32 protein-coding genes, 7 tRNA genes and 3 pseudogenes are annotated in these 24,950 nt (G+C 40.0%); 34 read left to right on the forward strand and 8 right to left on the reverse strand.

The window, feature by feature from the left end:
- Nucleotides 1-3: 3 nt before the first annotated feature.
- From alr to BR62_RS0107625, 12 genes are all read left to right on the forward strand, one after another.
- Nucleotides 4-1,173 (forward strand): alanine racemase, encoded by a 1,170-nt coding sequence (gene alr / locus BR62_RS0107570; RefSeq protein WP_025284272.1) that lies wholly within the window; start codon nucleotides 4-6, stop codon nucleotides 1,171-1,173.
- A gap of 119 nt (nucleotides 1,174-1,292) precedes the next feature.
- Nucleotides 1,293-1,574, forward strand: a complete 282-nt coding sequence (gene endB / locus BR62_RS0107575) for a type II toxin-antitoxin system antitoxin EndoAI (RefSeq protein WP_003156188.1) — start codon at nucleotides 1,293-1,295, stop codon at nucleotides 1,572-1,574.
- A 5-nt stretch (nucleotides 1,575-1,579) separates the two neighbouring features.
- A complete protein-coding gene (ndoA, locus tag BR62_RS0107580) occupies nucleotides 1,580-1,930 on the forward strand; it encodes a type II toxin-antitoxin system endoribonuclease NdoA (protein WP_003156187.1) in 351 nt (116 codons plus the stop codon).
- Between the two features lie 117 nt (nucleotides 1,931-2,047).
- Nucleotides 2,048-2,869: an STAS domain-containing protein gene (locus BR62_RS0107585; protein ID WP_003156182.1), complete on the forward strand. Its 822-nt coding sequence runs from the start codon at nucleotides 2,048-2,050 to the stop codon at nucleotides 2,867-2,869.
- Between the two features lie 4 nt (nucleotides 2,870-2,873).
- Nucleotides 2,874-3,239 carry an RsbT antagonist protein RsbS gene (gene rsbS / locus BR62_RS0107590; RefSeq protein ID WP_003156180.1) on the forward strand — a complete coding sequence of 122 codons (366 nt, stop codon included), beginning with the start codon at nucleotides 2,874-2,876 and terminating at the stop codon, nucleotides 3,237-3,239.
- A gap of 2 nt (nucleotides 3,240-3,241) precedes the next feature.
- On the forward strand, nucleotides 3,242-3,643 hold the full coding sequence (locus tag BR62_RS0107595) for an anti-sigma regulatory factor (protein WP_003156178.1): 402 nt from the start codon (nucleotides 3,242-3,244) through the stop codon (nucleotides 3,641-3,643).
- A gap of 11 nt (nucleotides 3,644-3,654) precedes the next feature.
- The gene (locus BR62_RS0107600) at nucleotides 3,655-4,662 is read left to right on the forward strand and encodes a PP2C family protein-serine/threonine phosphatase (RefSeq protein ID WP_007410233.1); all 1,008 of its coding nucleotides are present in this window, start codon (nucleotides 3,655-3,657) and stop codon (nucleotides 4,660-4,662) included.
- A gap of 63 nt (nucleotides 4,663-4,725) precedes the next feature.
- The gene (rsbV, locus tag BR62_RS0107605; protein WP_003156176.1) at nucleotides 4,726-5,055 is read left to right on the forward strand and encodes an anti-sigma factor antagonist RsbV; all 330 of its coding nucleotides are present in this window, start codon (nucleotides 4,726-4,728) and stop codon (nucleotides 5,053-5,055) included.
- Complete coding sequence (gene rsbW, locus BR62_RS0107610) at nucleotides 5,052-5,534, forward strand: anti-sigma B factor RsbW (RefSeq protein WP_003156173.1); 483 nt, start codon at nucleotides 5,052-5,054, stop codon at nucleotides 5,532-5,534. The genes rsbV and rsbW overlap by 4 nt, the downstream gene beginning before the upstream one ends.
- Nucleotides 5,500-6,288 carry an RNA polymerase sigma factor SigB gene (gene sigB, locus BR62_RS0107615; protein WP_003156171.1) on the forward strand — a complete coding sequence of 263 codons (789 nt, stop codon included), beginning with the start codon at nucleotides 5,500-5,502 and terminating at the stop codon, nucleotides 6,286-6,288. The genes rsbW and sigB overlap by 35 nt, the downstream gene beginning before the upstream one ends.
- Nucleotides 6,288-6,890, forward strand: a complete 603-nt coding sequence (locus tag BR62_RS0107620; RefSeq protein ID WP_007410234.1) for a phosphoserine phosphatase RsbX — start codon at nucleotides 6,288-6,290, stop codon at nucleotides 6,888-6,890. The genes sigB and BR62_RS0107620 overlap by 1 nt, the downstream gene beginning before the upstream one ends.
- 72 nt (nucleotides 6,891-6,962) lie before the next feature.
- On the forward strand, nucleotides 6,963-9,122 hold the full coding sequence (locus tag BR62_RS0107625) for a Tex family protein (RefSeq protein WP_032870338.1): 2,160 nt from the start codon (nucleotides 6,963-6,965) through the stop codon (nucleotides 9,120-9,122).
- Nucleotides 9,123-9,131: 9 nt separating this feature from the next.
- Here the strand turns inward: BR62_RS0107625 and cmpA are convergent, their stop codons facing one another.
- The gene (cmpA, locus tag BR62_RS19520) at nucleotides 9,132-9,245 is read right to left on the reverse strand and encodes a cortex morphogenetic protein CmpA (protein ID WP_003156164.1); all 114 of its coding nucleotides are present in this window, start codon (nucleotides 9,243-9,245) and stop codon (nucleotides 9,132-9,134) included.
- A 99-nt stretch (nucleotides 9,246-9,344) separates the two neighbouring features.
- On the opposite strand from cmpA, the gene BR62_RS0107630 reads away from it, so the two are divergent.
- The 8 genes from BR62_RS0107630 (at nucleotide 9,345) to BR62_RS0107665 (ending at nucleotide 10,627) form a co-directional block, all read left to right on the forward strand.
- A complete protein-coding gene (locus BR62_RS0107630) occupies nucleotides 9,345-9,794 on the forward strand; it encodes a SprT family protein (RefSeq protein WP_020953898.1) in 450 nt (149 codons plus the stop codon).
- Nucleotides 9,795-9,929: 135 nt separating this feature from the next.
- Nucleotides 9,930-10,004 (forward strand) — tRNA-Asn (locus BR62_RS0107635).
- 3 nt (nucleotides 10,005-10,007) lie between these two features.
- Nucleotides 10,008-10,098 (forward strand) — tRNA-Ser (locus BR62_RS0107640).
- Between the two features lie 19 nt (nucleotides 10,099-10,117).
- A tRNA-Glu gene (locus tag BR62_RS0107645) sits at nucleotides 10,118-10,192 on the forward strand.
- Between the two features lie 11 nt (nucleotides 10,193-10,203).
- A tRNA-Gln gene (locus tag BR62_RS0107650) sits at nucleotides 10,204-10,278 on the forward strand.
- A gap of 33 nt (nucleotides 10,279-10,311) precedes the next feature.
- A tRNA-Lys gene (locus BR62_RS0107655) sits at nucleotides 10,312-10,387 on the forward strand.
- A 6-nt stretch (nucleotides 10,388-10,393) separates the two neighbouring features.
- A tRNA-Leu gene (locus BR62_RS0107660) sits at nucleotides 10,394-10,475 on the forward strand.
- A 68-nt stretch (nucleotides 10,476-10,543) separates the two neighbouring features.
- Nucleotides 10,544-10,627, forward strand: a tRNA-Leu gene (locus BR62_RS0107665).
- A 435-nt stretch (nucleotides 10,628-11,062) separates the two neighbouring features.
- Here BR62_RS0107665 and BR62_RS0107670 read toward each other — a convergent pair.
- Nucleotides 11,063-11,512, reverse strand: coding sequence for a hypothetical protein (locus BR62_RS0107670; protein ID WP_032870340.1), 450 nt, complete (start codon nucleotides 11,510-11,512; stop codon nucleotides 11,063-11,065).
- Between the two features lie 683 nt (nucleotides 11,513-12,195).
- Between BR62_RS0107670 and BR62_RS0107675 the strand changes: the two are divergent.
- Nucleotides 12,196-12,354 (forward strand): annotated as a pseudogene (locus BR62_RS0107675) (cystatin-like fold lipoprotein); the annotation flags it as partial.
- A 71-nt stretch (nucleotides 12,355-12,425) separates the two neighbouring features.
- Here BR62_RS0107675 and BR62_RS0107680 read toward each other — a convergent pair.
- Nucleotides 12,426-12,896, reverse strand: a complete 471-nt coding sequence (locus BR62_RS0107680; RefSeq protein WP_032866860.1) for a MauE/DoxX family redox-associated membrane protein — start codon at nucleotides 12,894-12,896, stop codon at nucleotides 12,426-12,428.
- 244 nt (nucleotides 12,897-13,140) lie between these two features.
- On the reverse strand, nucleotides 13,141-13,644 hold the full coding sequence (locus BR62_RS0107685) for an RrF2 family transcriptional regulator (RefSeq protein ID WP_004393007.1): 504 nt from the start codon (nucleotides 13,642-13,644) through the stop codon (nucleotides 13,141-13,143).
- A 196-nt stretch (nucleotides 13,645-13,840) separates the two neighbouring features.
- Between BR62_RS0107685 and BR62_RS0107690 the strand changes: the two genes are divergently transcribed.
- From BR62_RS0107690 to BR62_RS0107695, 4 genes are all read left to right on the forward strand, one after another.
- Entirely contained in the window at nucleotides 13,841-14,482 is a 642-nt protein-coding gene (locus BR62_RS0107690) for an FMN-dependent NADH-azoreductase (protein WP_007409582.1), read from the forward strand.
- An 8-nt stretch (nucleotides 14,483-14,490) separates the two neighbouring features.
- A complete protein-coding gene (locus tag BR62_RS19525) occupies nucleotides 14,491-14,637 on the forward strand; it encodes an NAD-dependent epimerase/dehydratase family protein (RefSeq protein ID WP_119001710.1) in 147 nt (48 codons plus the stop codon).
- A 537-nt stretch (nucleotides 14,638-15,174) separates the two neighbouring features.
- Nucleotides 15,175-15,315 carry a response regulator aspartate phosphatase gene (locus BR62_RS19690; RefSeq protein ID WP_157872133.1) on the forward strand — a complete coding sequence of 47 codons (141 nt, stop codon included), beginning with the start codon at nucleotides 15,175-15,177 and terminating at the stop codon, nucleotides 15,313-15,315.
- Nucleotides 15,316-15,492: 177 nt separating this feature from the next.
- Nucleotides 15,493-16,017, forward strand: coding sequence for an NAD(P)H-dependent oxidoreductase (locus tag BR62_RS0107695; protein ID WP_032870345.1), 525 nt, complete (start codon nucleotides 15,493-15,495; stop codon nucleotides 16,015-16,017).
- 191 nt (nucleotides 16,018-16,208) lie between these two features.
- Here BR62_RS0107695 and BR62_RS19530 read toward each other — a convergent pair whose 3' ends face one another.
- Nucleotides 16,209-16,367 (reverse strand): ester cyclase, encoded by a 159-nt coding sequence (locus tag BR62_RS19530; protein ID WP_076982829.1) that lies wholly within the window; start codon nucleotides 16,365-16,367, stop codon nucleotides 16,209-16,211.
- Between the two features lie 476 nt (nucleotides 16,368-16,843).
- Here BR62_RS19530 and BR62_RS19535 point away from each other — a divergent pair.
- The 5 genes and pseudogenes from BR62_RS19535 to BR62_RS0107720 all read left to right on the forward strand — a co-directional run.
- Nucleotides 16,844-17,213, forward strand: a pseudogene (locus BR62_RS19535) (BCCT family transporter); the annotation flags it as partial.
- A gap of 38 nt (nucleotides 17,214-17,251) precedes the next feature.
- Nucleotides 17,252-18,655, forward strand: a complete 1,404-nt coding sequence (locus BR62_RS0107705) for an MFS transporter (RefSeq protein WP_032870347.1) — start codon at nucleotides 17,252-17,254, stop codon at nucleotides 18,653-18,655.
- A gap of 339 nt (nucleotides 18,656-18,994) precedes the next feature.
- Complete coding sequence (locus tag BR62_RS0107710) at nucleotides 18,995-19,306, forward strand: MarR family winged helix-turn-helix transcriptional regulator (protein ID WP_020955368.1); 312 nt, start codon at nucleotides 18,995-18,997, stop codon at nucleotides 19,304-19,306.
- A 160-nt stretch (nucleotides 19,307-19,466) separates the two neighbouring features.
- Nucleotides 19,467-19,825: pseudogene (locus BR62_RS19845) on the forward strand (cystatin-like fold lipoprotein); the annotation flags it as partial.
- Between the two features lie 125 nt (nucleotides 19,826-19,950).
- Nucleotides 19,951-20,376, forward strand: a complete 426-nt coding sequence (locus BR62_RS0107720; protein ID WP_003156152.1) for a MaoC family dehydratase — start codon at nucleotides 19,951-19,953, stop codon at nucleotides 20,374-20,376.
- 265 nt (nucleotides 20,377-20,641) lie between these two features.
- On the opposite strand, the gene BR62_RS0107725 is transcribed toward BR62_RS0107720, so the two are convergent.
- The 3 genes from BR62_RS0107725 to BR62_RS0107730 form a co-directional block, all read right to left on the reverse strand.
- Nucleotides 20,642-20,983 (reverse strand): MmcQ/YjbR family DNA-binding protein, encoded by a 342-nt coding sequence (locus tag BR62_RS0107725; protein ID WP_032870349.1) that lies wholly within the window; start codon nucleotides 20,981-20,983, stop codon nucleotides 20,642-20,644.
- Between the two features lie 55 nt (nucleotides 20,984-21,038).
- Complete coding sequence (locus BR62_RS19115) at nucleotides 21,039-21,233, reverse strand: AAA family ATPase (RefSeq protein ID WP_007409575.1); 195 nt, start codon at nucleotides 21,231-21,233, stop codon at nucleotides 21,039-21,041.
- An 89-nt stretch (nucleotides 21,234-21,322) separates the two neighbouring features.
- Complete coding sequence (locus BR62_RS0107730; protein ID WP_032870352.1) at nucleotides 21,323-21,766, reverse strand: Rrf2 family transcriptional regulator; 444 nt, start codon at nucleotides 21,764-21,766, stop codon at nucleotides 21,323-21,325.
- 197 nt (nucleotides 21,767-21,963) lie between these two features.
- Here BR62_RS0107730 and BR62_RS0107735 point away from each other — a divergent pair, with 197 nt between their 5' ends.
- The 4 genes from BR62_RS0107735 (at nucleotide 21,964) to BR62_RS0107745 (ending at nucleotide 24,842) form a co-directional block, all read left to right on the forward strand.
- On the forward strand, nucleotides 21,964-22,602 hold the full coding sequence (locus BR62_RS0107735; RefSeq protein ID WP_032870355.1) for an NAD(P)-dependent oxidoreductase: 639 nt from the start codon (nucleotides 21,964-21,966) through the stop codon (nucleotides 22,600-22,602).
- 199 nt (nucleotides 22,603-22,801) lie between these two features.
- Nucleotides 22,802-22,927: a hypothetical protein gene (locus BR62_RS19945; RefSeq protein WP_257787082.1), complete on the forward strand. Its 126-nt coding sequence runs from the start codon at nucleotides 22,802-22,804 to the stop codon at nucleotides 22,925-22,927.
- A gap of 531 nt (nucleotides 22,928-23,458) precedes the next feature.
- Nucleotides 23,459-24,034 carry a TetR/AcrR family transcriptional regulator gene (locus tag BR62_RS0107740; protein WP_020955373.1) on the forward strand — a complete coding sequence of 192 codons (576 nt, stop codon included), beginning with the start codon at nucleotides 23,459-23,461 and terminating at the stop codon, nucleotides 24,032-24,034.
- A gap of 58 nt (nucleotides 24,035-24,092) precedes the next feature.
- Entirely contained in the window at nucleotides 24,093-24,842 is a 750-nt protein-coding gene (locus BR62_RS0107745; RefSeq protein WP_032866855.1) for an SDR family NAD(P)-dependent oxidoreductase, read from the forward strand.
- The last annotated feature ends 108 nt before the right edge of the window (nucleotides 24,843-24,950 follow it).

A 24,950-nucleotide genomic window follows, 5' to 3' on the forward strand; every position in this document is an offset into this window, starting at 1 on the left:
CGAATGAACACAGCATCCTTTTACAGAGAAACGTGGGCGGAAATCAACCTGTCCGCGATTAAAGAAAATGTCACGCATATGAAAAAACACATCGGGCAAAACGTCCATCTCATGGCGGTTGTAAAGGCGAACGCTTACGGCCACGGAGATTTGGAAGTTGGGAAAGCCGCGCTTGAAGCGGGTGCCTCTTGTCTTGCCGTAGCCATACTGGATGAAGCGATTTCATTGAGAAAACGGGGCATTACAGCGCCGATTCTCGTGCTTGGCGCCGTGCCGCCCGAATATGTACAAGCAGCTGCCGAGTATGACGTAACACTCACGGGGTATTCTGTTGAATGGCTTCAGGAAGCTGCGCGCCACCTCGGAAGTGCGACAGTGCCGTTTCATCTGAAAGTCGACACCGGCATGAACAGACTCGGAGTCAAAACGGAGGAAGAAATCCAAAGCGTGTTAAAAATCCTCAGCCAAAATCCCGGTTTAGTCTGTAAAGGCGTATTCACCCACTTTGCTACCGCGGATGAGAAAAACAGAGATTATTTCCTCTTCCAGTTTGACCGCTTTAAAACATTGATCGCTCCGCTTCCTTTAAAAGAATTGATGGTGCACTGCGCGAACAGCGCTGCCGGACTTCGTCTTAAAAAAGGCTTCTTTAACGCGGTTCGTTTCGGCATCAGTATGTACGGGCTTCGTCCTTCTGCTGACATCCAAAGCGAAATTCCGTTTCAATTAAAGCCGGCTTTTGCGCTGCACTCTGTTTTATCCCATGTGAAAAAGATCCGCAAAGGGGAAAGCGTCAGCTACGGCGCAACATATACGGCAGAGAAGGATCAATGGATCGGAACGGTTCCCATCGGCTATGCGGACGGGTGGCTCCGCAAGCTGAGCGGCACGTCTGTGCTGATCGGCGGCAAACGGATGAACATCGCGGGAAGAATCTGCATGGATCAATTGATGGTCGAATTAGATCAATCTTATCCGCCGGGCACCAAAGTCACCCTGATCGGCAGCCAGAAGGGAGAAACGATCACGATGGATGAAATCGCAGGGCGGCTTGAGACGATTAATTACGAGGTCCCTTGTACCATTAGTTCCCGCGTTCCCCGTATGTTTTTGGAAAATGAGAGTATAATGGAAGTAAGAAATCCTTTACTGCAAGATAATACAAACAAGTAGCCGTCATCCGGAAAAAGAGAATTTATAAAACAGCTTTGCTTGACGTTTGAATAATGGTATCATTATGTCTGGATGGATGTATTGGTCGTATCCGTAAGTTTGGTGGAGGTGTATGTTTTTTGTCTGAATCCAGCGCAAGAACCGAAATGAAAATCAGCTTGCCTGAAAACTTAGTAGCTGAATTGGATGGTGTAGCGATGCGGGAGAAACGAAGCAGAAACGAACTGATATCACAAGCAGTGAGAGCGTATGTCAGCGAACGGACAACTCGCCATAACCGTGATTTGATGAGACGCGGGTATATGGAAATGGCGAAAATCAACTTGAATATCTCTTCTGAGGCTCACTATGCTGAGTGCGAAGCAGAAACGACCGTTGAGCGCTTAGTCAGCGGAGGATAATCATTTTGATTGTAAAGCGCGGCGATGTTTATTTTGCTGATTTATCTCCTGTTGTTGGCTCAGAGCAAGGCGGCGTACGCCCGGTTTTAGTGATCCAAAATGATATCGGAAATCGCTTTAGCCCGACTGCTATTGTTGCAGCCATAACAGCCCAAATACAGAAAGCGAAATTACCAACCCACGTCGAAATTGATGCAAAACGCTACGGTTTTGAAAGAGATTCCGTTATTTTGCTGGAGCAAATTCGGACGATTGACAAGCAAAGATTAACGGATAAAATAACTCATCTGGATGATGAAATGATGGATAAGGTTGATGAAGCCCTGCAAATCAGTTTGGCACTCATTGATTTTTAGTCATATTTTGGTTGCTCATAAAGAGCAACTTTTTTTGTTTTCGAAAAACATAAGCGCTATAATAAAGAGATAATCAAACAAAATTTGTTGTTTTGTGTCGGGAGGTCAGTGAAACCCATGTCGAATCAGAAAGTGTATCAGTTCATCATTGATCAGCATGATGAACTGCTTGATACTTGGACAGCCAAACTAAAAGAAGTAGGCAATCAGGAAGACTATCAGCTTACGAATCACATATGTGAAAATATTTGTAAAGACTATATAGACATTCTTTTATTATCGACTAAAAATGACGAGGCCACAGAAGAGCAGATCAGTGAACTCGCACTGCGCGCCGTTCAGCTCGGCCTGTCACTGAAACTTCTTTCAGCCACCCTGTCAGAGTTTTGGAAACTGCTTTACGAAACGATGGTCGACCTTAATATGGCCGATCAGGACAGAGCAGATTTGATTTTGGAAATAGACAGCTTTTTCAATCCGATCAACACGGAAATCTTAAATCAGTATTCTATCTCCTGGGAAAAAACGGTTACTTTGCAAAAAATCGCGCTTCAGGAATTGTCGGCTCCGCTGATCCCGGTATTTGAGCATGTAACGGTCATGCCGCTTGTCGGGACGATTGATACGGAGCGTGCAAAGCACATTATGGAAAATCTGTTAAACGGCGTCGTAAAGCACCGTTCACAGGTTGTATTAATTGATATCACGGGCGTGCCGGTCGTTGATACGATGGTGGCGCACCATATTATTCAGGCATCGGAAGCGGTGCGGCTTGTCGGCGCGAAATGCCTGCTCGTCGGAATCCGTCCGGAAATCGCGCAGACGATCGTTAATCTGGGAATTGATTTGTCGCAGGTTATTACGAAGAATACCCTTCAAAAAGGAATTCAAACAGCGCTTGAAATGACAAATCGAAAAATCGTTTCATTGGGGGAATAACATTGTGAGACATCCAAAAATCCCGATCCTGAAACTGTATAACTGCTTATTGGTATCCATCCAATGGGAACTTGACGACCAGACAGCTTTGCATTTTCAAGAAGATCTGCTGAACAAAATCTATGAAACCGGCGCAAACGGGGTCGTCATTGACCTGACATCCGTTGACATGATCGATTCATTTATCGCGAAAGTGCTCGGCGATGTCATCACCATGTCTAAATTGATGGGCGCAAAGGTCGTATTGACGGGAATTCAGCCGGCTGTGGCGGTCACATTGATTGAACTCGGAATCTCACTTGAGGAAATTGAAACGGCGCTCGATTTAGAGCAAGGGCTTGAGACATTGAAGCGGGAATTGGGGGAATAGCGATGAACGACCAATCCTGTGTGAAAATCATGACAGAATGGGATATCGTAGCCGCCAGACAGCTTGGCCGCAACGTTGCGAAGGAATTAGGCTTCGGTACGGTGGACCAGGCCAGAATCACGACGGCTATCTCAGAATTGGCCAGAAACATTTACTTATATGCAGGCAAAGGCCAGGTCAGCATAGAACAAGTAAACGACAGAGGGAAAAAAGGCCTTAAAATTATAGCAGAAGACAAAGGACCCGGAATCCCCGACATCCGTAAAGTGATGGAAGACGGCTTTTCAACGTCAGGCGGACTGGGAGCGGGACTTCCGGGCGTCAAAAGGCTGATGGACGAATTCAGCCTGCAATCTGTTGCAGAGGAAGGAACAGAGATTCAAGCCGTGAAATGGCTTCGGTAGGAGGTTAGAACGTGGATTTCAGGGAGGTTATAGAGCAGCGGTATCATCAGCTGCTTAGCCGATATATAGCCGAATTAACAGAAACATCTTTATATCAAGCCCAAAAATTCAGCCGAAAAACGATTGAACATCAGGTTCCTCCGGAGGAGATTATCAGTATCCACCGAAAAGTAGTAAAGGAACTGTATCCGGATCTGCCGGAAGATGTTTTTCATTCGCTGGATTTTTTAATAGAAGTCATGATTGGCTACGGGATGGCTTATCAGGAACATCAAAGTCTGAGAGATATCCAGCAGGAGCTTCGTTCAGAAATTGAAATTGCCGCAAATGTTCAGCAGACGCTGCTTGGCACAAAAATTCCTGAAGAAGAAGATCTGGATATCGGGGCGATCAGCGTCCCCGCCAAACAGATGAGCGGGGATTATTATCACTTTGTCAAAGACAAGGAATCGATTAACATCGCGATAGCCGATGTCATCGGAAAAGGAATACCCGCCGCATTGTGCATGTCGATGATCAAGTATGCCATGGACTCTCTTCCGGAGATCGGCATTCACCCCTCCCAAGTGCTGAAAAATCTTAACCGCGTTGTAGAACAGAACGTGGACTCAAGCATGTTTATCACCATGTTTTACGCAAACTACAATACGAAAAATCACCAATTTACATATGCCTCTGCGGGGCATGAACCGGGCTTCTACTACTCTGAAAAAGAAAAAAAGTTTTATGATCTGGAGGCAAAAGGATTGGTGCTGGGAATTTCTCAGGATTTTGATTACAGCCAATATGAACAGCACATGGACGAAGGAGACATGATCGTTCTTTTTTCTGACGGCGTCACCGAATGCCGTACCGAAAACGGTTTCTTAGAACGCAGCGACATTCAGCGCATGCTGGAAGAACATATGGACTGCTCCGCGCAGGATATGGTCAAAAACATTTACGACAGCCTGCTGAGACTCCAGGACTTTCAGCTTCATGACGATTTTACGTTAATTGTTTTGAAAAGAAAGGTTTAAAAAAACAGCAGCACGGGTAAAAAGCCATTAGCACGAGTAAGGATAACTTTCAGAGGTGATACGATGAATTTAACGGTAGATATGAAGGAGAATCTTTCAGATATACAAATCAATATCGCTGGAGAAATCGATGTATACTCAGCTCCGGTGGTTCGTGAAAAGCTGATGCCCCTGGCAAACGAGGGGAAGGACATGAGAATCTGCTTAAAAGATGTAAATTATATGGACAGTACGGGTTTAGGCGTTTTTGTAGGCGTGTTTAAAACGGTGAGCAAGGAAGGCGGCTCTCTCAAGCTTGAGAATCTTTCCGACCGGCTCGTCCGTCTGTTTGAAATTACGGGGCTTAAGGACATCATTGACATTTCGGCAAAGTCAGAAGGTGGCGTGCAATGAGTACATCAGTTGATTATATAGAGATGAAAATTCCGGCCGAACCGGAATATGTAGGAATCGTCAGGCTTACGTTATCAGGGGTCGCAAGCAGAATGGGCTATACCTATGATGACATTGAAGATTTAAAAATCGCTGTCAGCGAAGCTTGTACAAACGCTGTCCAGCATGCATACAAAGATGAAAATAAGGGAGAAGTATCCGTGCGGTTCGGTGTGTTTGAGGATCGGCTGGAGGTCATTGTCGCCGATCAGGGAGACAGCTTTGATTTTGATCAGAAGCAGCAGGATCTCGGGCCGTACACACCTTCACACACAGTCGATCAATTGTCAGAAGGAGGGCTCGGTCTGTATTTAATGGAAACGCTCATGGATGAAGTCAAAGTTCAAAGCAACTCTGGCGTAACCGTGGCGATGACAAAGTATTTAAATGGGGAGCGAGTTGATCATGGCACAACCATCAAAAACTACGAAACTAACTAAAGATGAAGTTGATCGGCTCATACGCGACTTTCAAACACATGATAATAAAGAAGCCCAGGAAACACTCGTCGAGGTGTATACCAATCTCGTCGAAATGCTGGCAAAGAAATATTCGAAAGGAAAAAGCTTTCACGAAGATCTCCGCCAGGTCGGGATGATCGGACTTCTCGGAGCCATTAAACGGTATGATCCCGAGGTCGGCAAATCCTTTGAAGCATTTGCGATTCCGACCATCATCGGCGAGATCAAACGCTTCCTCAGAGATAAAACATGGAGCGTACACGTCCCGAGACGGATTAAAGAACTCGGGCCGCGCATTAAAATGGCGGTGGATCAGCTGACGACAGAGACGCAGCGGTCGCCGAAAGTCGAAGAAATCGCAGCCTTTCTCGATGTGTCAGAAGAGGAAGTGCTTGAAACGATGGAGATGGGAAAAAGCTATCAGGCGCTTTCTGTCGATCACAGCATCGAAGCGGATGCGGACGGAAGCACCGTCACGATTTTAGATATCGTCGGGTCGCAGGAGGAAGGATACGAACGCGTCAACCAGCAGATGATGATCAAAAGCGTGCTTCATGTGCTGTCCGACCGCGAAAAACAGATTATCGATCTAACATTTGTGCAAAATAAAAGCCAAAAAGAAACAGGGGACATTCTCGGAATATCTCAAATGCACGTCTCGCGCCTGCAGCGGAAAGCGGTGAAAAAACTGAGAGAGGCCTTGATTGGAGATCCCTCCATGGAGCTAATGTAATGATTCAGGTTGAAGAAAATGAACATGTTCAAACTCTTGTATACCAATTAAATAAAGAAGGCAAGTCCATATGCGGCGACAGCTTTTTTATGAAGGCGAATGAAGAAGAATTAGTTTGCGCGGTAGCGGACGGTCTCGGCAGCGGATCTCTTGCCAACGAATCCTCGTCAGCCATTAAAGACATCGTGGAAACGTATGCGGATGAGGATGTGGAAAGCATCATTGAGCGCTGCAATCAAGCGATGAAAAACAAAAGAGGGGCGACTGCCTCCATCTTAAAAATCAATTTCATCAAAAGGGAATTGACATACTGCTCGATCGGCAACGTCCGTTTCTTCCTGCACTCCCCATCAGGCGAAGTCTTTCATCCGCTGCCGATTTCGGGTTACCTCTCAGGCAAACCGCAAAGATACAAAACGTATACGTCATCATACGAAAAAGGGGCGAGGTTCATCATCTACACGGATGGGCTTGAGGTTCCGCATATCCGCACCTGCTTAAAGCAGGGACACTCAATAGAAGATATATCAAAATCACTTCATCCGTACACAACATCCAGACGTGATGATTTGACCTATATTCTAGGGCAGCTTTTATCGTAAGGCTGCTTTTTTTATGTTCCGCCGTTTTTTGATACACTAGAGAAAGAATGAAGAGATGGAGGCTTTTGTGATATGGAAACGTTAGCCCTTTTGAAAAAACAAATTGCTGAAGAAACAGCGTTATCCCAAAAACATGTCGAAAGTGTCATCCGCCTGCTGGAAGACGGCAATACCGTCCCGTTTATTGCGCGGTACCGAAAAGAGCAGACCGGCTCAATGGACGAGGTGCAGATTCAGGCAATCTCCGAGCGGTGGCAATACATACAAAACCTGACGCAGCGGAAAGAAGAAGTCATCAGATTGATCTCTGAGCAGGACAAGCTGACGGAAGGGCTGAAGCAAAAAATCGAACAAGCGGTTAAGCTTCAGGAAGTCGAGGATTTATACCGTCCCTTCAAACAAAAACGGAAAACAAAAGCCACCGTCGCCAAAAGCAAAGGTCTTGAACCGCTTGCGGACTATATTCTTTCTCTCCCGAAAGAAAACCGCCTTCACGACATCGCTGATCAATATATCAGTGCAGAAAAAGAAGTCGCTTCAAGAGAGGAAGCCATTGAAGGCGCGAAGCACATCATAGCCGAACAAATCTCGGATGATCCTCATTTCAGAAAGTGGATTCGCCAGGAAACGTATAAAAAAGGAATTCTCACTTCCGCGGCAGGCAAGTCAGCCGCAGATGACGAGAAAAACGTCTATGAAATGTACTACGAGTACGAAGAGCCGATCCAAAAGGTCGTTCCTCACAGAGTGCTTGCGATGAATCGCGGTGAAAAAGAAGGCATTTTAAAGATTGCGATCGAACCGCCCGCCGATCAGATAAAAGCTTATTTAGAAAAGCAAATTATCAAACACCGTGAAACGCCTGTGAAAGAAACGCTGAAAGAGGCCATTGAGGACAGTTACAAGCGCCTGATCCAGCCGGCTATTGAGCGCGATATCCGCAAAGAGCTTTCAGAAAAAGCAGACGCGCAGGCGATTCATATTTTCGCTGAAAACCTGCGTAAGCTCCTGCTGCAGCCGCCGATGAAGGGAAAAGTCGTGCTCGGCGTCGATCCGGCCTTCCGTACGGGGTGCAAACTGGCAGTTGTTGATGAGACGGGAAAAGTGCTGAAAATCGACGTCATTTACCCGCACGCTCCCGTAAAAAAGACAGCGGAAGCCCGGAAAAAAATCAAAGAATTGCTGGACCGGTACGAAGTCGAGGTTGTGGCGATCGGAAACGGCACGGCATCACGGGAGACAGAGCAATTCGTCGTTGATGTGCTGAAAGAAACAGAGCGTGACATTTATTATGTCATTGTCAATGAGGCCGGAGCAAGCGTGTATTCCGCCTCAGAAATCGCCCGTGAAGAATTTCCGGATTTTCAGGTCGAAGAGCGCAGCGCCGTCTCCATCGCGCGGAGGTTGCAGGACCCGCTGGCCGAGCTTGTAAAAATTGATCCTAAATCCGTCGGCGTCGGGCAATACCAGCACGATGTCAGCCAAAAGCAATTAAACGAATCTCTCCGTTTTGTCGTAGAGACCGTCGTCAACCAAGTCGGGGTGAATGTCAATACAGCATCAGCCGCGCTGCTTCAATATGTAGCCGGGTTATCCAAAACCGTTGCCGGCAATATCGTCAAAAAAAGAGATGAACTAGGCAAATTTACAAATCGCAAAGAACTGAAAGAAATCCCGCGTCTCGGCGCAAAAACATATGAACAATGCATCGGCTTTTTGAGAGTGCCCGGAGGACAGGAACCGCTCGACCGCACCGGGATACACCCGGAAAGCTATAAAGAGACAAAGGCGCTGCTCAAAAAACTGCAGCTCACTGCGGATCAGATCGGAAGCGCGGACGTAAAAGAGAAAATAAGCGTATTGCCGCTGTCTGAAACGGCTGAAGAGCTCGGTATAGGGGAAATTACGCTTGCGGATATTTGCGGGCAGCTGACAAGGCCGGAGCGCGATCCTCGTGACGAAGTGCCGAAGCCTTTGCTGAAAAAAGACGTTCTGCAGCTTGAGGATTTAAAGGAAGGAATGGAATTGCAGGGCACCGTCCGCAACGTTGTAGACTTCGGCGCTTTCGTCGATATCGGCGTCAAGCAGGACGGGCTTGTGCACATTTCAAAACTGAGCAATCAATTCGTCAAACATCCTCTCGACGTCGTATCGGTCGGAGACATTGTCACCGTATGGGTCGAAGGGGTGGACGTGCAAAAAGGCAGAGTGTCGCTGTCTATGGTAAAATAAAAGCACTGCTTACGAGCAGTGTTTTTTTCTGTAGAAATACCAGCACTGATTCAGCAGTTTGATTTGGTAATTGTCCTTTTCTAAAAACGCTTTTTGCATTTGTTTCATCAGCCAATTCGGCATGGCTCATTCCTCCTCAGCTTTTAGTTAGAGGTCGGTTTTAACTCATTGTATGCGAACGGTGCATTGTCCCGTTCAATGTTTTTAAAGCGGGGTGCACTTATGGATAACGAACAACTTCAAAAGCTGACGGAAGACATCTCTGCACAAGATTTCGGAAAGCCGTTCCGTCACCGGGCCTTTTTCAATGACCGGCTGAAAACGACAGGCGGCCGGTACATGCTGTCTTCCCATAACATCGAATTAAACCGAAAATATCTTCTCGAACACGGGCAGAGCGAGCTGGAAGGAATCATTAAACACGAGCTGTGTCATTACCATCTTCACCTTGAAGGAAAAGGGTACAAGCACAGAGACAAAGATTTCAGAGACCTGCTTCAGAAAGTCGGAGCGCCGAGATTCTGCACGCCGCTGCAAACCAAAAAGACACAAAAGAAAACATATATGTATAGATGCGCGGCCTGCGGCCAACAGTATATAAAGAAGCGGGCAATGAATCCGGAAAGATATGCCTGCGGAAAGTGCAGAGGAAAAATCAAAAGAATTTTTTAAAAAGGCTTGACTCATTTTAATGTTCTATGTTAAATTATAAAAGTCGTTGAGAGACAACGACACTTTCTTAAAAAAATAAATGTTGCTTCTTGACACAATATGTCGCATCATTTATAATAAAGAAAGTCTGATTATTCCACAGTAGCTCAGTGGTAGAGCTATCGGCTGTTAACCGATCGGTCGCAGGTTCGAATCCTGCCTGTGGAGCCATATGGAGAAGTACTCAAGTGGCTGAAGAGGCGCCCCTGCTAAGGGTGTAGGTCGCGTAAGCGGCGCGAGGGTTCAAATCCCTCCTTCTCCGCCAGATAAGTTCTCAACCAGACGGCCCGTTGGTCAAGCGGTTAAGACACCGCCCTTTCACGGCGGTAACACGGGTTCGAATCCCGTACGGGTCACCATTTACCTTCGTTGGGCTATAGCCAAGCGGTAAGGCAACGGACTTTGACTCCGTCATGCGTTGGTTCGAATCCAGCTAGCCCAGCCATTTTATTTAAAATTTTTGAATCACTTTTAGAGCGAGCCATTAGCTCAGTTGGTAGAGCATCTGACTTTTAATCAGAGGGTCGAAGGTTCGAGTCCTTCATGGCTCACCATGTTACGCGGGTGTGGCGGAATTGGCAGACGCGCTAGACTTAGGATCTAGTGTCTTACGACGTGGGGGTTCGAGTCCCTTCACCCGCACTTTCTTTTCAAAGTGCTGATCATCATCACTAGCTTATATGCTTAGTGGAAAGACAGCTTCATAGCACGCGGTCGTGGCGGAATGGCAGACGCGCTAGGTTGAGGGCCTAGTGGGTGAATAACCCGTGGAGGTTCAAGTCCTCTCGGCCGCATCAATGATACCAAGGGTTTAGACACTCTTGGTATTTTTTGTTTATAGAAATTTATCTGTTACTGCCCACTTACTTATAGTAAGTCATCTAGTTTGATGCCCTTCGTTTTTTATTTTACTTATCTTGGTGAGTGGTCAAGGTCTCTTTACTCCCATTTACTGTCCAGAAAATATGAAAAAACATCAAAAAAGGTGTAAATAATGATAACGAGCGCTGTATAACCCTTAAATATAGGACATGATAATACTCGTAAGGTTGAGGGGAAAAGAGCAGGAAAAGCAGGAGAAGAAAATTGGAGAAAAGTAATTACTAATCGGTTTGATTTGCATCATATAGGATTTAATACAAAAACCTTTTATTTAAGGAATCTATTAAAAAACTAAAAAAATGATGAAATTACGGAAAGGTAATAAGTGATTACCTTTCCGTAATTCGTTAATTATTTCTTTGAGCAATTTTATATTTCATCTTAACACTACCACCTTGAGCCGTTGGTGAAGCTGTAAATGTGTAATTGTATGTCCAACCAAACCAACCATTTTTAACCTCGGCAGAAATGTTGCCTTGCTTGCCTGGTGCGATGGTTCTTGAGACTTTTCCATCAATTGATATTTTTATGTCATTACTTCCGTTATTTGAAATCCAGAAGTTTACTTGTGCTCCGTCATTCTCATCTAATTCGAACTCCCGACTCCAGCTTGATTGATCAACAGAACCCTCTGAAATTTCCCTATCTAGAGCTTTGAATACTCCACTTGTAACTGCATAATTTTTCGACGATACACTTGTAGTCGACTCCGCAAAAGCAGGTATAGTACAAGTTCCAACAATTACACCAGCTATCAGAGTCGATGTTATTCCTTTGAAAATGGACTTAAGATTCACGATCAAGCACTCCTTTTAATTTCATTTATCACATACATATTCTGTATGCATGATACAAATAATACCATGTAAAATAATTACAGTAAACATTCTTTTGGATAATAATGTTTGTAACTCAACTTTTGTACCCCATACATCCCAAATCAGACAAGTAAGCCTTGATATAGCTAGGTAAGCGGAAATTGGGTTCTTTTATTGAGGTACTGCTACTAGCAAAGATTTTCCGATACCCGCAAAACGAAAAAACACTATCCTTTCTCTAAAGTAACGAAAAGGGTAGTGTTTTTTGTGCTATTCAAGATTAATACGTACTCTTTTTTACTCAAAATCGGACAAGTCAAGATACTACCAAAAGAAAAAACTATCGCACCTATTGGACGAGACCACCTTACTTCTTTTGTTAGTGGTTTCTTAGATCTTAGTTGGAATTACAAATTTAAAGCTAATATTTTCAGTGATTTTTTTTAAAAAAGTAATGCCTAATTTTTGCCCAAAATTCATAAAAAAAGAAGAAAACAAGTGGAAATGTAGATAAAGAATGCTTTATTTATAAGGTTTATGTAATACATGATACGTTTTCACTATGTTGATGGCCCAGCGGGTGAGTAACCCGTGGAGGTTCAAGTCCTCTCGGCCGCATCTCAATGATACCAAGGGTTGTAGACGCCCTTGGTATTTTTTTTGAAGAAAGTTCTCGTAAGCTGACTGCTTATTCTTATTATGAGAAGCTTGGAGATTCTTATGAGGAAATGGCACATATGCCGGGTGATGGCGACCGACTTGGTCTGTATAAGAAAACACCTGATTATGAAGAAGTTAAAGGGAAGGAAACCGAAAATTAAGAAGTAGACTTTATGTCTGCTCCTTTTTTATGCTTCGATATTTCTTTCCCTATCTTTTAGAGGTTTGAGGGCTATTTGTCTGACTCAAGTGAAAATGATTCAGCCTCTACAGTTTTTTTCATGAGTAAAGCATCTATACTATAGGGTATTCTTTTAAAATAAATTAATATGAATGCACCTGCAGATGCAGAGAATACAGAATAGTCAAGAGAAGTCTTAAAACCTGTTCCTACTGTTAAACCTAGAGCGAAAATAATCAACATAGCACCACTCAATACAGCAGTTATTCTTGTTTTGAAACCAATGATCAAAAGTATTCCTAAGATGGTTTCAAACATAGTTGCTATCCATCCTGCTATTGGTACAAGAGCATTTGGTATAAAAGGAGTTAAGGCAGCGACATAATCCGTGTAATTTTCAATGTTTCCCCATACGACATTAGGCTTGCCAGGTGTCCCCCATAGTCCGAATCGATCGGCTACAGAAGATAAAAAGCTAATTCCTAAAGCGAGCCTAAGATACAGAGTCATTAATGCTTTCATTTTACATTTCTCCTTCCTTTTTTGAAATTAATCTGTAAAAAAGAAGATTGTTATTCTTTTTTATAAGAGACCGTATAAATCGGCGATTAATATAGTCTTTAATATGAGTATAACATTTGCGCTTTCTTATGCAAGAGAAGCACCAATAGGTACGGCATTGTTTTTACAAATTCAAACGCCGAGATGGAAAACGAAAAAACATAATATGACTTGTAATAGCACAAAAAAGCTCTGACTAATTAATTTAGTCAGAGCTTTTTTTTATGAAGTATTCCCGAGTATCTGTCCTTGTTTTTTTAGGCAATACTACGTCCAATTCTTTATTTAACCATGCGAGCGTTTTATTACGAAGATAATTACGCATCTGTTCTTCTGCTTCAAGCATTACCAAGTTAATTGTACAAGAAGAATTGCTGGATTCACAGGAGTTGCATTTGTCTCGATAAAGCAGACCATTGCTTACAATATTTTTACATTGAAAAATGGGTTTTGGTCCTTCAACAGCCTCTATTACATCCCAAAAGGAAATATCTTCTGGGGATTTTGCTAACCTGTATCCTCCCTTTACACCGGGGACAGAATTTACAATACCAGCTTTAGATAATTTACCGAAAACTTTTGAAAGAAATGTTTCTGAAAGTCCTTGGAACTCTGCAAGGTCCCGAATCCCGACACTTTCCTTGGAGGGAACATCTATTAAATAAACCAGACAATGTAAAGCATATTCAACCCCAACACTGTACTGCATATAAACTCACCTGCTTTTGATTTTAAGGGTTATCACATTGTATCTTAGGAGTATTTTTGGTGATAGTCAATCATAAAACCCTTCTTTAGTATATTATTTGTTCCGTTTGTCAAAATAAACTGCAGGGTTTATATTAAAGACCGAATTGATCGTCGATTAAATTAATCTTTAATATAAAATAAAAGGAGAGTTTTAAATGAGCAAAACACTTATCATTAATGCACATCCAAAAGTGGATGATACGTTGTCATATAGTTTACGGGTAATGAAACACTTTTTGGAAACTTACAAAGAATTAATTCCAGAGAGTGAAGAGCTTGAGCAGATTAACTTGTATAGTGATGAAGTGCCTATGGTTGATAAAACAGTTTTAAGCGCATGGGATAAGGCTGGAAAGGGCGAAGAACTGACAAGCGATGAACAAAAAGTAACAGAACGCATGACAGAAGTATTGAAACAATTCAAAAGTGCAAAAACGTATGTCATCGTTTTGCCTTTGCATAATTTCAATATTCCATCAAAATTAAAAGACTATATGGACAATATCATGATCGCACGCGAAACATTTAAATATACTGACACTGGGTCAGTAGGTCTGCTTAAAGATGGACGAAGAATGCTTGTCATACAAGCCAGCGGATCAATTTATACAAATGATGACTGGTATGAAGAAGTTGAATACTCTAATAAATATTTGAAATCAATGTTCAATTTCCTCGGTATTGAGGATTATCAAATTATCCGAGTGCAAGGAACAGCTTTACTAAGTCCGGAGGATGTTTTACAAAAAGCAAATAAAGAAGTTGAAGAAGCTGCTTCAAGATTAGCAGGTAAATAAGGTATAGCATGAAGATCATTGTTGCCGGGGGGACTGGAGTAATTGGTCGGTCCCTTCTTCCTAAATTAATACAAAACGGCCATCAAGTATTTGCATTGACCCGAGGTAATCGGTCGAACACGTTCCTCAAAAGAATCAGTTTTAGTAAACAATGAAGTAATCTTTACACGTTAGAACATTTTCTAGCGTGTTTTGTTTTTTTTTATTTATGGATCACGTGTCAAGACACAAAAGCCTTACAATAACCGCAATAAAGACGAAAAGAATAATTTCTTCAATAGACTATTCGTACCTTTTTGCATTGGAGGAATTTGCTTGCACCGGATTCTCTTGGATGAAAACAGAAAAATTCCGTACGACCTAGTCACTCAAAAATTGAATGATTGGTATACTCTTATTAAAAATGATCAGTTGAGCAGGCTGATTGTTATACTATCAATTGCTTGAAATGGCGGGGTTTTGTAACTAGTGATAAGCTATCACTTTATTGAGGGCCTAGTGGGTGAATAACCCGTGGAGGTTCAAGTCCTCTCGGCCGCATCTCAGTGATACCAAGGGTAATAGAGAGATCCTTGGTATTTTTTTGTGCTTGTTTTTAAATGATCTACTGCCCACAAACTGCCCACTTACCTAAAGTAAGTCATCTGCAGTCGACATCGCACAAATATTTTCATCATTATAGGTAGTTACTAATGCCTCAAGCTCCAATTTGCAAAAGCAGAGAAAGTATTACAAGCATGGAGGAAAACAAAGATGCCTTGTTATATGATCAGCTATTAGAATTTAGACACGAGATAATAGGGCAGGGGCATAAGGGTACTGAAAAGGCTTAATCTTTTTTAAAAGGTTAAGCCTTTTTTTGGCTATAAATGTAATCGGTGTCCAATAGTTGCCCTGAATTCATGAAAAAGGATAAAATAGGTGTAAATAAGTTGTTATTTTAAAATTAGAATCAATTCTTTATCACAAAAGCAATAATAACTAATCTGCGAAGAAAGGATAACGGTCAAATGAAAACATTAGTTATCGTTATACACCCTAATTTGGAAACGTCTGTTGTCAACAGAACCTGGATGAATCGTTTAAAGCAAGAGAATGACATTACAGTTCATGACCTGTACGGTGAATACCCTAATTTTATCATTGATGTAGAAAAAGAGCAGCAGCTCCTGTTAGATCATGGGCGTATCGTTTTTCAGTTCCCAATGTATTGGTACAGCAGTCCCGCGTTACTCAAACAATGGGAAGATGATGTGTTAACACATGGCTGGGCTTATGGAACTGGAGGTACTAAATTGCATGGAAAAGAACTGCTCTTAGCGATCTCCTTAGGCGCACAGGAATCTGATTATCAAGCAGGCGGAGAATATAATATCACGATCAGCGAGCTTATCAGACCGTTTCAAGTCACTGCTAAATATGTAGGAATGCGTTTTCTTCCTGCCTTTACACAATATGGGACGCTTCACCTTTCAAAAGAAGATGTTAAGAACAGTGCGGAGAAATTGGTTGACTATCTTAAAGCTGAGCATTGATCCGGTATTCGCGAGGGAAGCTGAAACAAATGATGTGTTGTGAAAATAAGGGTTTGTGATAGATAGATGTTAATTAAACTTTATTTCAAAGTTACATCGACTGAATGCAGGGGGGCATAGAGCGAGGACTTAATTATAAAAAAAGAGACCAAGCTATTCACCTGATCTCTCACTATTTCAACTTTTTACTGTTAATTAACGCCAAGCTGACGGAGAATATCATGCACATCCACATGAGATCTATGTTCAATAATTTTACCGTCAACAATACGTAACAACATCATAAGAGAGAATTTAACGCTTTTTCCTAAATTCAATTGTCGGTGATTGGCCTGTTTAAATGCATCCATTATTTCATACCCGGTGCTACTTATTTCTGTTGTAGTCTGTGTACTGATTAATAGGTAAAGAAAGTCGAAAAGGTATACGAAATTCTTCATACAAATTAAAGTTTTGAATGAAAGAGCAGGATTACTCCTGCTCTTTTTCTTTCTAATTGGGCTAGATTAAACGCAGACGGTTATTCCTTGGGAAGAACAAAAAAATTTCTTCTATCCATTGACTAGCTGGGCTTTAGCCGGGTTTCTATCACCCTGTTGAGCTTGTCAGATTTTAAAAAGATATGATACGTTTATAGTGTTTTGTTTCACCTGATTGTGGGGTAATAAAGATAGAATCAGTAAATAATTCTTAGGAACGACATCAATCTTATAATAAACATATTGGAAGACGTAATGGAAGAACTAAAATAAAGGTTTAGGATACTTTGAAGAAATAAAAGTTTTTTTTTGATTGTGATAATATTCACAATAGATCTGTATGAAGGGGAATCATTTCTCCAAATAGTCTGCAGAAAATACCAACCACAGCCCAAGGATATATCACTAACCGCTTTGGCTGGTATTATTTGTTGGATGTTTCTCTTTTTGTTGCTTTTTGTATTATTTTTAGTCCAATCGGCAAAAATAAGTTAAGGAAACCAGCGAAAGAAAAAACTGAATTTCATCCTTCTTTCTTGGTTTACAATGTTATTTGGCGCTGATATGGATATTAGTCTAGTCTTTTAGGTACAGTTGAACCAATCATCCACTATGCCGTTAGCTCTCCATCAGGTGAAACAGAAACCCCCAGACTTTTAGAGAAGCATTACGCTATACATTCTGGGACTGCATGCTTGGACCGTTTATACGCTTGTATAATGTGGATTTGATAATCAAGGAGTCGATATTATTAAATGAAGTTTAACAAGAAAAAAATTAACGTTGTAGACATTCAAAAAGCGAAGAAAAGCGTGTTTGCTACAGGGATAGGAAACGCGATGGAATGGTTTGATTTTGCTTTATATTCTTATTTGGCAGTTATTATTAGTAAAAACTTTTTCAGTCCAGTTCAAAACGATGAATTAAAGTTAATATTTACTTTTGCTACATTTGCAATTGCCTTCTTACTTAGACCGGTAGGCGGAATTATTTTTGGTAAAATGGGTGATAAATTTGGTCGGAAAATAGTATTAACAATTACTATTTTAATGATGGCTTTATCTACTTTAATAATTGGTGTGCTTCCTACCTATGAACAGATTGGTGTATGGGCCCCTATATTATTACTCTTAGCTCGTATTCTGCAAGGTTTTTCTGTGGGTGGAGAGTACGCTGGTGCAATGGTATATATCGCAGAATCTTCTCCAGATAATAAGCGTATAAGGTTAGGCAGCGGTTTAGAAATCGGCACATTATCTGGTTATATAGTAGCTTCTGTTTTAGTTACAGTACTTTTCTGGACTTTATCTGATGTTCAAATGAATAGTTGGGGATGGAGAATTCCTTTCTTCTTAAGTATTCCAATAGGATTATTTGGTTTATATTTGAGAAGTCATTTAGATGAATCACCAATCTTTGAAAATGACATCTCTGAAAACCAAGAACAACAACCAGGTTTATTAGAAGTCATTAAAACATATAAAAAAGATATCTTTTTATGTATCGTATTTGTGGCATTTTTCAATATAACCAATTACCTATTGTTAGGTTATATGCCTTCTTATTTAGATGAGAACCTTGGTATAAGTGATAATATAAGTACACCGGTTACAGCAATTGTATTGATTATTATGGTACCGTTCGCTTTAACTTTTGGTAAATTGGGAGATAAATTAGGAAATAAAAAAGTTATAACAATTGGATTAGTATTAGGAATTGTATTTTCGATTATCTCTTTCCAATTTCTTAATATGGGGAATATAACATTCTTATTTATAGGACTTTTAATGTTAGGTATTGTATTATCTGTATACGAAGGTACTATGCCAGGATCTTTACCTACGTTGTTCCATACTGACATTAGATATCGTACATTATCCTGGACATTCAACTTATCAGTTTCTATTTTTGGTGGAACAACACCTTTAGTTGCTTCTTGGTTAACCCATGTGACAAGAAACAATTTGGCGCCGGGTTTCTATTTATTAGCAGTTAGTTTAATTGGCTTAATAGTTGTGTTAACCTTATTTAAAGATACTTCAGGTAAATCTTTAAAAGGTTCTTACCCAACAGTTGCTTCTAAAGCTGAGTTTCAAGAAGCTGTTGAAAATCCAAAAGATTCACTGTGGTGGAAAATGGAACAAACAGAAAAGGAATGAAAAAAACATCCATTTAATTGACCGGCTACTCGAAATACAGACTCAGAATAAGCTGGGATTATCCGAGCAGCAATGACTGCAGCTCTTTTATATTCTGGAGGGCTTACTGCTTTGCAAAAGCAGCGTTGCTATTCTCGATCGTCATTATTTTATTGGTTGTGTCCTAATAATAAAACGTTGACGCAAGAACGAAGAGAAATTAAAAGGTCCGAGCAATACAGCAAAATAAGAAGCAAGAAGCTTTGTTATGCCAGTTCTTCTCCCGAAGGAGAGCTGGCTTTTTATTTTCTATATGGGGTCCAAAGCAGAAAACGAGAACTTGTACGCTAATCACAGTATTTGGTTCTTCTTGTTTTATGGGAGAAGGAAAAAATATCTGTTAAAGGTTTAGGCGAAGAATTATATCTAGACTCCGGAACATTAACTCCAGTTTTAAAACGACTTGAGGAGCGAGGACTTATTATAAGAGAGCGTTCAAAAGAGGACGAACGAAGTGTAATTATTACGTTAACAACTGAAGGGAATGAGTTTAAAGAAAAAGTCACATTGATTCCTAATGCAGTATTTGATAAAACCGGTTGTAATGAAGAAGAAATTAAAAGTTACAAGGAAATTCGTAATTTACTTAACATGCTGACAACTGAGCAATAGTTTTATGAATATAGATGGCGGGCCCAGCGGGTGAATAACCCGTGGAGGTTCAAGTCCTCTCGGCCGCATCAATGATACCAAGGGTTTTGACACCCTTGGTATTTTTTGTTTATAAAAATTCATCTGTTACTGTCCACTTACTTATAGTAGGTCGTATGATTTGTCAGTCACCTTCATCCTTCTGCTGACTGCGTGCGGCGGTAGTAAATATGATAATGATTAATGAAGTGATGAAGCAGGAGAAGAAAGTCAGAAAAGAAATGCGAGCAGATTCAGATGAGCACAAAAGAGATAACGCCATAATTCGTGTATATGATGACGGGAAATATATTCAACTTGCGTTTTATCAGCCAGAAGAAAGTTCTCGTAGGCTGACTGCTTATTCTTATTATGAGAAGCTTGGAGATTCTTATGAGGAAATAGGAAATGGCACATATGCCGGGTGATGGTGATGGCGACCGCCTTGGTCTTTATAAGAAAACACCTGATTATAAAGAGGTTAAAGGCAAGGAAACAAAAACAATGTGCTTGTTCATTCCTGATAGGGGAACAATTGTTTTACCGTTAAGTTGTTGTGTGAGAGCCAGTATGTTAAAATGATACGTAGATTTAATAATAAAGGTTAGATTCAAGGAGATTTATTTATGAAGTTGGATGAATTTACCATCGGGCAGGTTTTTCAAACTAAATCTTTTGAATTAACAAAAGAGAATATAATGAATTTTGCAGAAGTGTATGACCCACAATACATGCATTTAAATGAAGAAAAAGCAAAAATGGGCAGATTTAATGGAATTATTGCTTCTGGAATACAAACGTTATCTATTACTTTTAAGCTTTGGATTGAAGAAGGGTGTCATGAAGACGATATTATTGCTGGGACAGGAATGAATAATATAAAATTCCTAGCACCCGTTTACCCTAATGATAAACTGAACACTATTGTTAAGGTTATTGATAAAAAACCAAATAAAAGCCAGACGGGGATACTTACTGTATTGTTATCTACCTATAATCAGAAAGAGGAAAAAGTGTTTGAAGGTGAGTTATCAGTATTAATTAAACGCTAAATGACCTTTGCGGCATATCATCGTCACCTTTCAATTTTTATAGGTGTCTGGATGAAATAAGCAATCATCTAAATTAATTGAGTGGACTTTGAGTCTGCTCTTTTTTTATTTGTTCAACCTATGTCGAGAAACAAAGGACTCACAATAACGAAAAAATCATCTCGTAAATACGAATTTAAAAATTGCTGCCTTGAGGTTTTTTTGCATATTCCTCTGTATCATTGCGCCGGGTGAATAATTATAATGAGCGTTCTATCCTTCGATGTTATGTTTCCTTTTTACTTTTTGGTTTTGTCAGTTCAAAGCTGTACTTTACCATGTCATGGATTTGATGCTCTGGGAGTCCCTCATCTAAGGTAAGAGTATTCCAATGCTCCTTGTTCATATGGTATCCGGGCTTGATTTCTTCAAAAAGACCACGTAGAAAATCAGCCCTTTCAGGTTCGCATTTAAGGTTGACACATAAGTGTTCGTCGCGAGTGAAGATAAGTGCAAATATTTTCTTATTCCCTTTGTGCCGAATTGCAGTCCAACCATCTCCAAAAGGATGGTCTTCATAAGAGTTTGGAAAGGTTAGGCAGTAATCTTTTATTTCACCATAATTCATTATCAATTTCACTCCATACCTCATTATTTTTATATACAGAACATATTCGTTCAAACTAAGATTTGCGGTTTCTTTTATACCAATCCGAGATTTCCTCAAGTCTTTGTTTGAACTTAGCTTCTGAACCTTGAGTTGTTGGATAGTAATACTCACGTCCTATTAAAGAATCTGGCATCGTCTGCATTGTCGTTAATTTTTCCTTTTTATCATGAGCATATTTATATCCCTTACCGTAATCTAAATCTTTCATCAAAAGGAGTAGATTTTATGTCTGCTCTTTTTCATCAAAAAGCCATTTTTCTTATCCCCAGTCTGATAAAAGATTTTCTGTGAAATCATTTAACAATTATTGGTCAATTTTTCTTTTTCAATAATATCCTTTACCACATCCTCAATTGTGATATGCCCAAGAGCTTTTTCCAAGGCAGATTGGGCGATTTCAAATATTGGACCAATTGTACTTTGAATGTTCCGGCCTACAGGACATTGAGGATTGGGATTTTCATGTATACTAAACAATTCTTTATCTTGAACAACATTAACTGCTCTATAAACATCAAGTAAGGTGATTTCAGTTAGATCCTTCGCTAATTCAGCTCCTGCAATACCTGGCCGTACATTTACTAAACCTGCTTTTTTCAGCATCCCCATAATTTTTCTTATTAAGGCGGGATTTGTATTTACACTTCCAGCTAAAAATTCAGAAGTGCTAATTCCGTCTTCATTTATTTCTATAAGAGCCAATATATGAATTCCTACAGCAAAACGGCTGCTAATAGACATGATTTCTTCACCATCCTCATTACTTTACACTCTTTATAGTACACTTGTAACTGAATGTATTACAAGTTCTTTTACTCTAATATGCTCAATTAACAAGATGATAAAAGTATTGACAAATAAATAAGGTGTAACTAAACTTATTACATGTAATCGATATGGTTACATTTAAAATTTTGAATGATTAGGAGGACTTTAAATTGAAAATTGGAATCATTGGTGCAACCGGAAAAGCTGGAAGTCTTATCTTGAAAGAAGCGGTAAGCAGGGGACATGAAGTAACTGCAATTGTAAGAGATGCTGCAAAACTTAAAGAGGAAAAGATTGCAATCATTGAAAAAAATATAATTGATCTTACATCGGATGATCTAAAAAAGTTAGATGTAGCAGTTAATGCCTTCGGTGCTCCATTAGGAGAAGAACAGGCACATGTAGATGCTGGCCGGGCATTAATTAGGGCATTAAAAGGAACGGGTACAAGAGCCGTAATTGTAGGTGGAGCAGGGAGTCTTTATGTAGACGAAAATAAAACTGTCAGTGTAATGGATACACCTGATTTCCCGGAGATTTTTATTCCAACAGCTAAAGGGCAAGGTCGTAACTTGCAAGAACTAAAGGAAACTTCTGATATTAACTGGACATTTATCAGTCCTTCAGCGGTATTTGACCCAGACGGGAAAAGAACTGGATTTTATCAGTCAGGAAAAGATCATCTTCTTGTGAATTCGAAAGGTGAAAGTTATATCAGCTATGCAGACTATGCAATTGCAGTATTGGATGAAATTGAAAATCCAAAACATATAAATGAACGCTTTACAGTTGTTGGAGAAGCTGAATAAGTTATTGAGTAGAAACAAAGGGTACCATTAGTGTCATCGCTAATGGTATCTTCCTTCTAAGAATGTTCGGAGACATTGAAAATTTTGCAATCAGAGCAGCTGATTATTTTTATGAAAAAGGGGATTTATCACGTTCCAATGAGTATTATCGACTGAGATTAAAGCGAGACGAAAAAATAAAAAAAAGGGGAGATTATTAATGAAGATCAGCCTGACTTTGTTTACAGTCATTTTATTGGGCAGCATCGCAGGAGTGGTTTTAACAAATAATGTCCCTGTTATCAAAGCTCCTTTTCACGTTGCTGATGACAGAGTAGGTGCTTAGTGATTCAGATCTAAAAACACAAAAAAGCTCTGACTAGCAACCTTTGTGGATTAGTTAGAGTTTTTTTTATTTGACTGTGTTACCCAGTGTAATCCTCCGTATTGTTTAATACACTTTAGTTTGAAAATCCGGGAAACTCTTCTACAGTTCCTATTTTGTGTCCAAAGTGTGAATATTCCAGCGGGGAACTTTACTGAAATGAGGGGTATTTTCGAAAACACACCAGTATGCTTTATGACCTGCCGTCAATGACATTAAAGAAATGATTTGATGAAAAATAAAAAGGAGCGATATTCGTTAAAATTCAGGTAGTAGCCATGCATAGCATATAAAACACATGATTTAATTCTAAATTCTTTACTGATCGTTCTTAAATTTGATATACTTGAAATACGTCAGATCTAACTGTTTTGCTACTGAAATGAGAATGATCGTTCTTTAATTATTTAAGAATGAGGGAGGGATGAATGCATCAATGATTCTCAGGCCTTTCTCAGAATAAAGAGGTAATACATTCTAAGGTGGGATAACATGGCTAGAAATAAAGAATTTGATGAAAAAAAAGCATTAAGAAAAGCAATGGACCTTTTCTGGGAACAGGGGTATGAAAAAACATCCATGCAAGACTTGGTGGACCATATGGGCGTTCACCGCAGAAGTATCTATGATACATTTGGCGACAAACATACTTTATTTATGCGAGCCTTAAGTCACTATGTAGAAGTAATGGAAGTAAGAATGAAGAATGAAGTGAAAACAGAATTAACGGTTAAGCTGGCTATACGAAAATTATTTGAAATGGTTATTTACCCAAAAGAAGATCAGCCAAAAGGATGTTTAGCTGTTAATGCAGCTGTTGAATTATCCCTAATAGATGAAGAAGTAGCTAAGAAAATCACAGAGATTTTTATAAATGCGGAAGCATTATTATTTGATCTGCTAAAACATGGTCAAGAACAAGGAGAAATTTCTAAACACCATGACATTAAAGGGCTTTCTCAATTTATTCATAATTCACTCGTAGGGATACGAGTATTAGCAAAAACGACAAATGATAAGGAAAAATTAGAAAACATTATTGATTTGACTTTGTCGACACTAGACTGAATCTATTTTGTTATATGGATTAACTAATTAGAAAATTTGTTTTCGAGGAGAGAATAATATGAAGTACACAGTTATTACAGGAGCAAGCTCAGGTATAGGATATGAGACAGCATTGGAATTTGCTGCTCGCGGCAAAAACTTAATTATTGTAGCTAGAAGATTAGATAAATTAGAAGAGCTTAAATCAACCATTCAGAATATTAATCCTGATTTGGATGTTATTATTCGTACAAGTGACTTATCTGTCACAGCTCAGGCATACACACTGTATGACAATTTAAAGGAATATCAAATTGAGACTTGGATTAATAATGCCGGGCTTGGTGAATCTTCTTCTGTCACGGATCAGAATTTAGATAAAGTGGAAACCATGCTACGTGTAAACGTAGAATCCTTAACGATTCTTTCTACACTATTTGTACGTGATTATTCGGATGTAGAGGGAACTCAGTTAATTAACGTATCATCAGCACTCGGATATGCAATTGCTGTTGGCAGTATTACTTATTCTGCATCTAAATACTTTGTCAGTGCATTTACAGAAGGCCTTGCAAAAGAACTTGAACGCAAAGGTGCGAAAATGAAGGTGAAAGTTTTAGCGCCAGCAATCACGGAAACAGAATTCATGAAAACTGCATCTGATACGAAAGAATATGATTACAAAGCAAATATCCCGATGTACCACACAGTTGAGCAAGTGGCGAGTTTTATGATGGAGCTTTATGATAGTAATCAAGTAGTAGGAGTTGTAGACGGAAACTATGAATTTCAATTAAGAGATCAAATCTATCCGATTCTAGAGATGTAATATTTCAAGTTATTAAACCTATATAACGATGCTCTACATCAATAACACTAGGAAGATGAGAAACATTTATTCACAGTATCGGTCTATAAAATTTAATTATTTGAGAAT

Source organism: Bacillus sp. UNC69MF (assembly GCF_000746035.1).
Classification (GTDB): Bacteria; Bacillota; Bacilli; order Bacillales; family Bacillaceae; genus Bacillus; species Bacillus velezensis.

What these genes read in the sequence shown, in the direction of transcription:
- alr (WP_025284272.1), top strand. Translation starts at nt 4, where the DNA reads ATGAACACAGCATCCTTTTACAGAGAAACGTGGGCGGAAATCAACCTG.
- BR62_RS0107585 (WP_003156182.1), top strand. Translation starts at nt 2,048, where the DNA reads ATGTCGAATCAGAAAGTGTATCAGTTCATCATTGATCAGCATGATGAA.
- BR62_RS0107595 (WP_003156178.1), top strand. Translation starts at nt 3,242, where the DNA reads ATGAACGACCAATCCTGTGTGAAAATCATGACAGAATGGGATATCGTA.
- rsbV (WP_003156176.1), top strand. Translation starts at nt 4,726, where the DNA reads ATGAATTTAACGGTAGATATGAAGGAGAATCTTTCAGATATACAAATC.
- rsbW (WP_003156173.1), top strand. Translation starts at nt 5,052, where the DNA reads ATGAGTACATCAGTTGATTATATAGAGATGAAAATTCCGGCCGAACCG.
- sigB (WP_003156171.1), top strand. Translation starts at nt 5,500, where the DNA reads ATGGCACAACCATCAAAAACTACGAAACTAACTAAAGATGAAGTTGAT.
- BR62_RS0107620 (WP_007410234.1), top strand. Translation starts at nt 6,288, where the DNA reads ATGATTCAGGTTGAAGAAAATGAACATGTTCAAACTCTTGTATACCAA.
- BR62_RS0107625 (WP_032870338.1), top strand. Translation starts at nt 6,963, where the DNA reads ATGGAAACGTTAGCCCTTTTGAAAAAACAAATTGCTGAAGAAACAGCG.
- cmpA (WP_003156164.1), bottom strand. Translation starts at nt 9,245, where the DNA reads ATGCCGAATTGGCTGATGAAACAAATGCAAAAAGCGTTTTTAGAAAAG.
- BR62_RS0107630 (WP_020953898.1), top strand. Translation starts at nt 9,345, where the DNA reads ATGGATAACGAACAACTTCAAAAGCTGACGGAAGACATCTCTGCACAA.
- BR62_RS0107680 (WP_032866860.1), bottom strand. Translation starts at nt 12,896, where the DNA reads ATGAAAGCATTAATGACTCTGTATCTTAGGCTCGCTTTAGGAATTAGC.
- BR62_RS0107685 (WP_004393007.1), bottom strand. Translation starts at nt 13,644, where the DNA reads ATGCAGTACAGTGTTGGGGTTGAATATGCTTTACATTGTCTGGTTTAT.
- BR62_RS0107690 (WP_007409582.1), top strand. Translation starts at nt 13,841, where the DNA reads ATGAGCAAAACACTTATCATTAATGCACATCCAAAAGTGGATGATACG.
- BR62_RS19525 (WP_119001710.1), top strand. Translation starts at nt 14,491, where the DNA reads ATGAAGATCATTGTTGCCGGGGGGACTGGAGTAATTGGTCGGTCCCTT.
- BR62_RS19690 (WP_157872133.1), top strand. Translation starts at nt 15,175, where the DNA reads ATGCCTCAAGCTCCAATTTGCAAAAGCAGAGAAAGTATTACAAGCATG.
- BR62_RS0107695 (WP_032870345.1), top strand. Translation starts at nt 15,493, where the DNA reads ATGAAAACATTAGTTATCGTTATACACCCTAATTTGGAAACGTCTGTT.
- BR62_RS19530 (WP_076982829.1), bottom strand. Translation starts at nt 16,367, where the DNA reads ATGGATGCATTTAAACAGGCCAATCACCGACAATTGAATTTAGGAAAA.
- BR62_RS0107705 (WP_032870347.1), top strand. Translation starts at nt 17,252, where the DNA reads ATGAAGTTTAACAAGAAAAAAATTAACGTTGTAGACATTCAAAAAGCG.
- BR62_RS0107720 (WP_003156152.1), top strand. Translation starts at nt 19,951, where the DNA reads ATGAAGTTGGATGAATTTACCATCGGGCAGGTTTTTCAAACTAAATCT.
- BR62_RS0107725 (WP_032870349.1), bottom strand. Translation starts at nt 20,983, where the DNA reads ATGAATTATGGTGAAATAAAAGATTACTGCCTAACCTTTCCAAACTCT.
- BR62_RS19115 (WP_007409575.1), bottom strand. Translation starts at nt 21,233, where the DNA reads ATGAAAGATTTAGATTACGGTAAGGGATATAAATATGCTCATGATAAA.
- BR62_RS0107730 (WP_032870352.1), bottom strand. Translation starts at nt 21,766, where the DNA reads ATGTCTATTAGCAGCCGTTTTGCTGTAGGAATTCATATATTGGCTCTT.
- BR62_RS19945 (WP_257787082.1), top strand. Translation starts at nt 22,802, where the DNA reads ATGAAGATCAGCCTGACTTTGTTTACAGTCATTTTATTGGGCAGCATC.
- BR62_RS0107740 (WP_020955373.1), top strand. Translation starts at nt 23,459, where the DNA reads ATGGCTAGAAATAAAGAATTTGATGAAAAAAAAGCATTAAGAAAAGCA.
- BR62_RS0107745 (WP_032866855.1), top strand. Translation starts at nt 24,093, where the DNA reads ATGAAGTACACAGTTATTACAGGAGCAAGCTCAGGTATAGGATATGAG.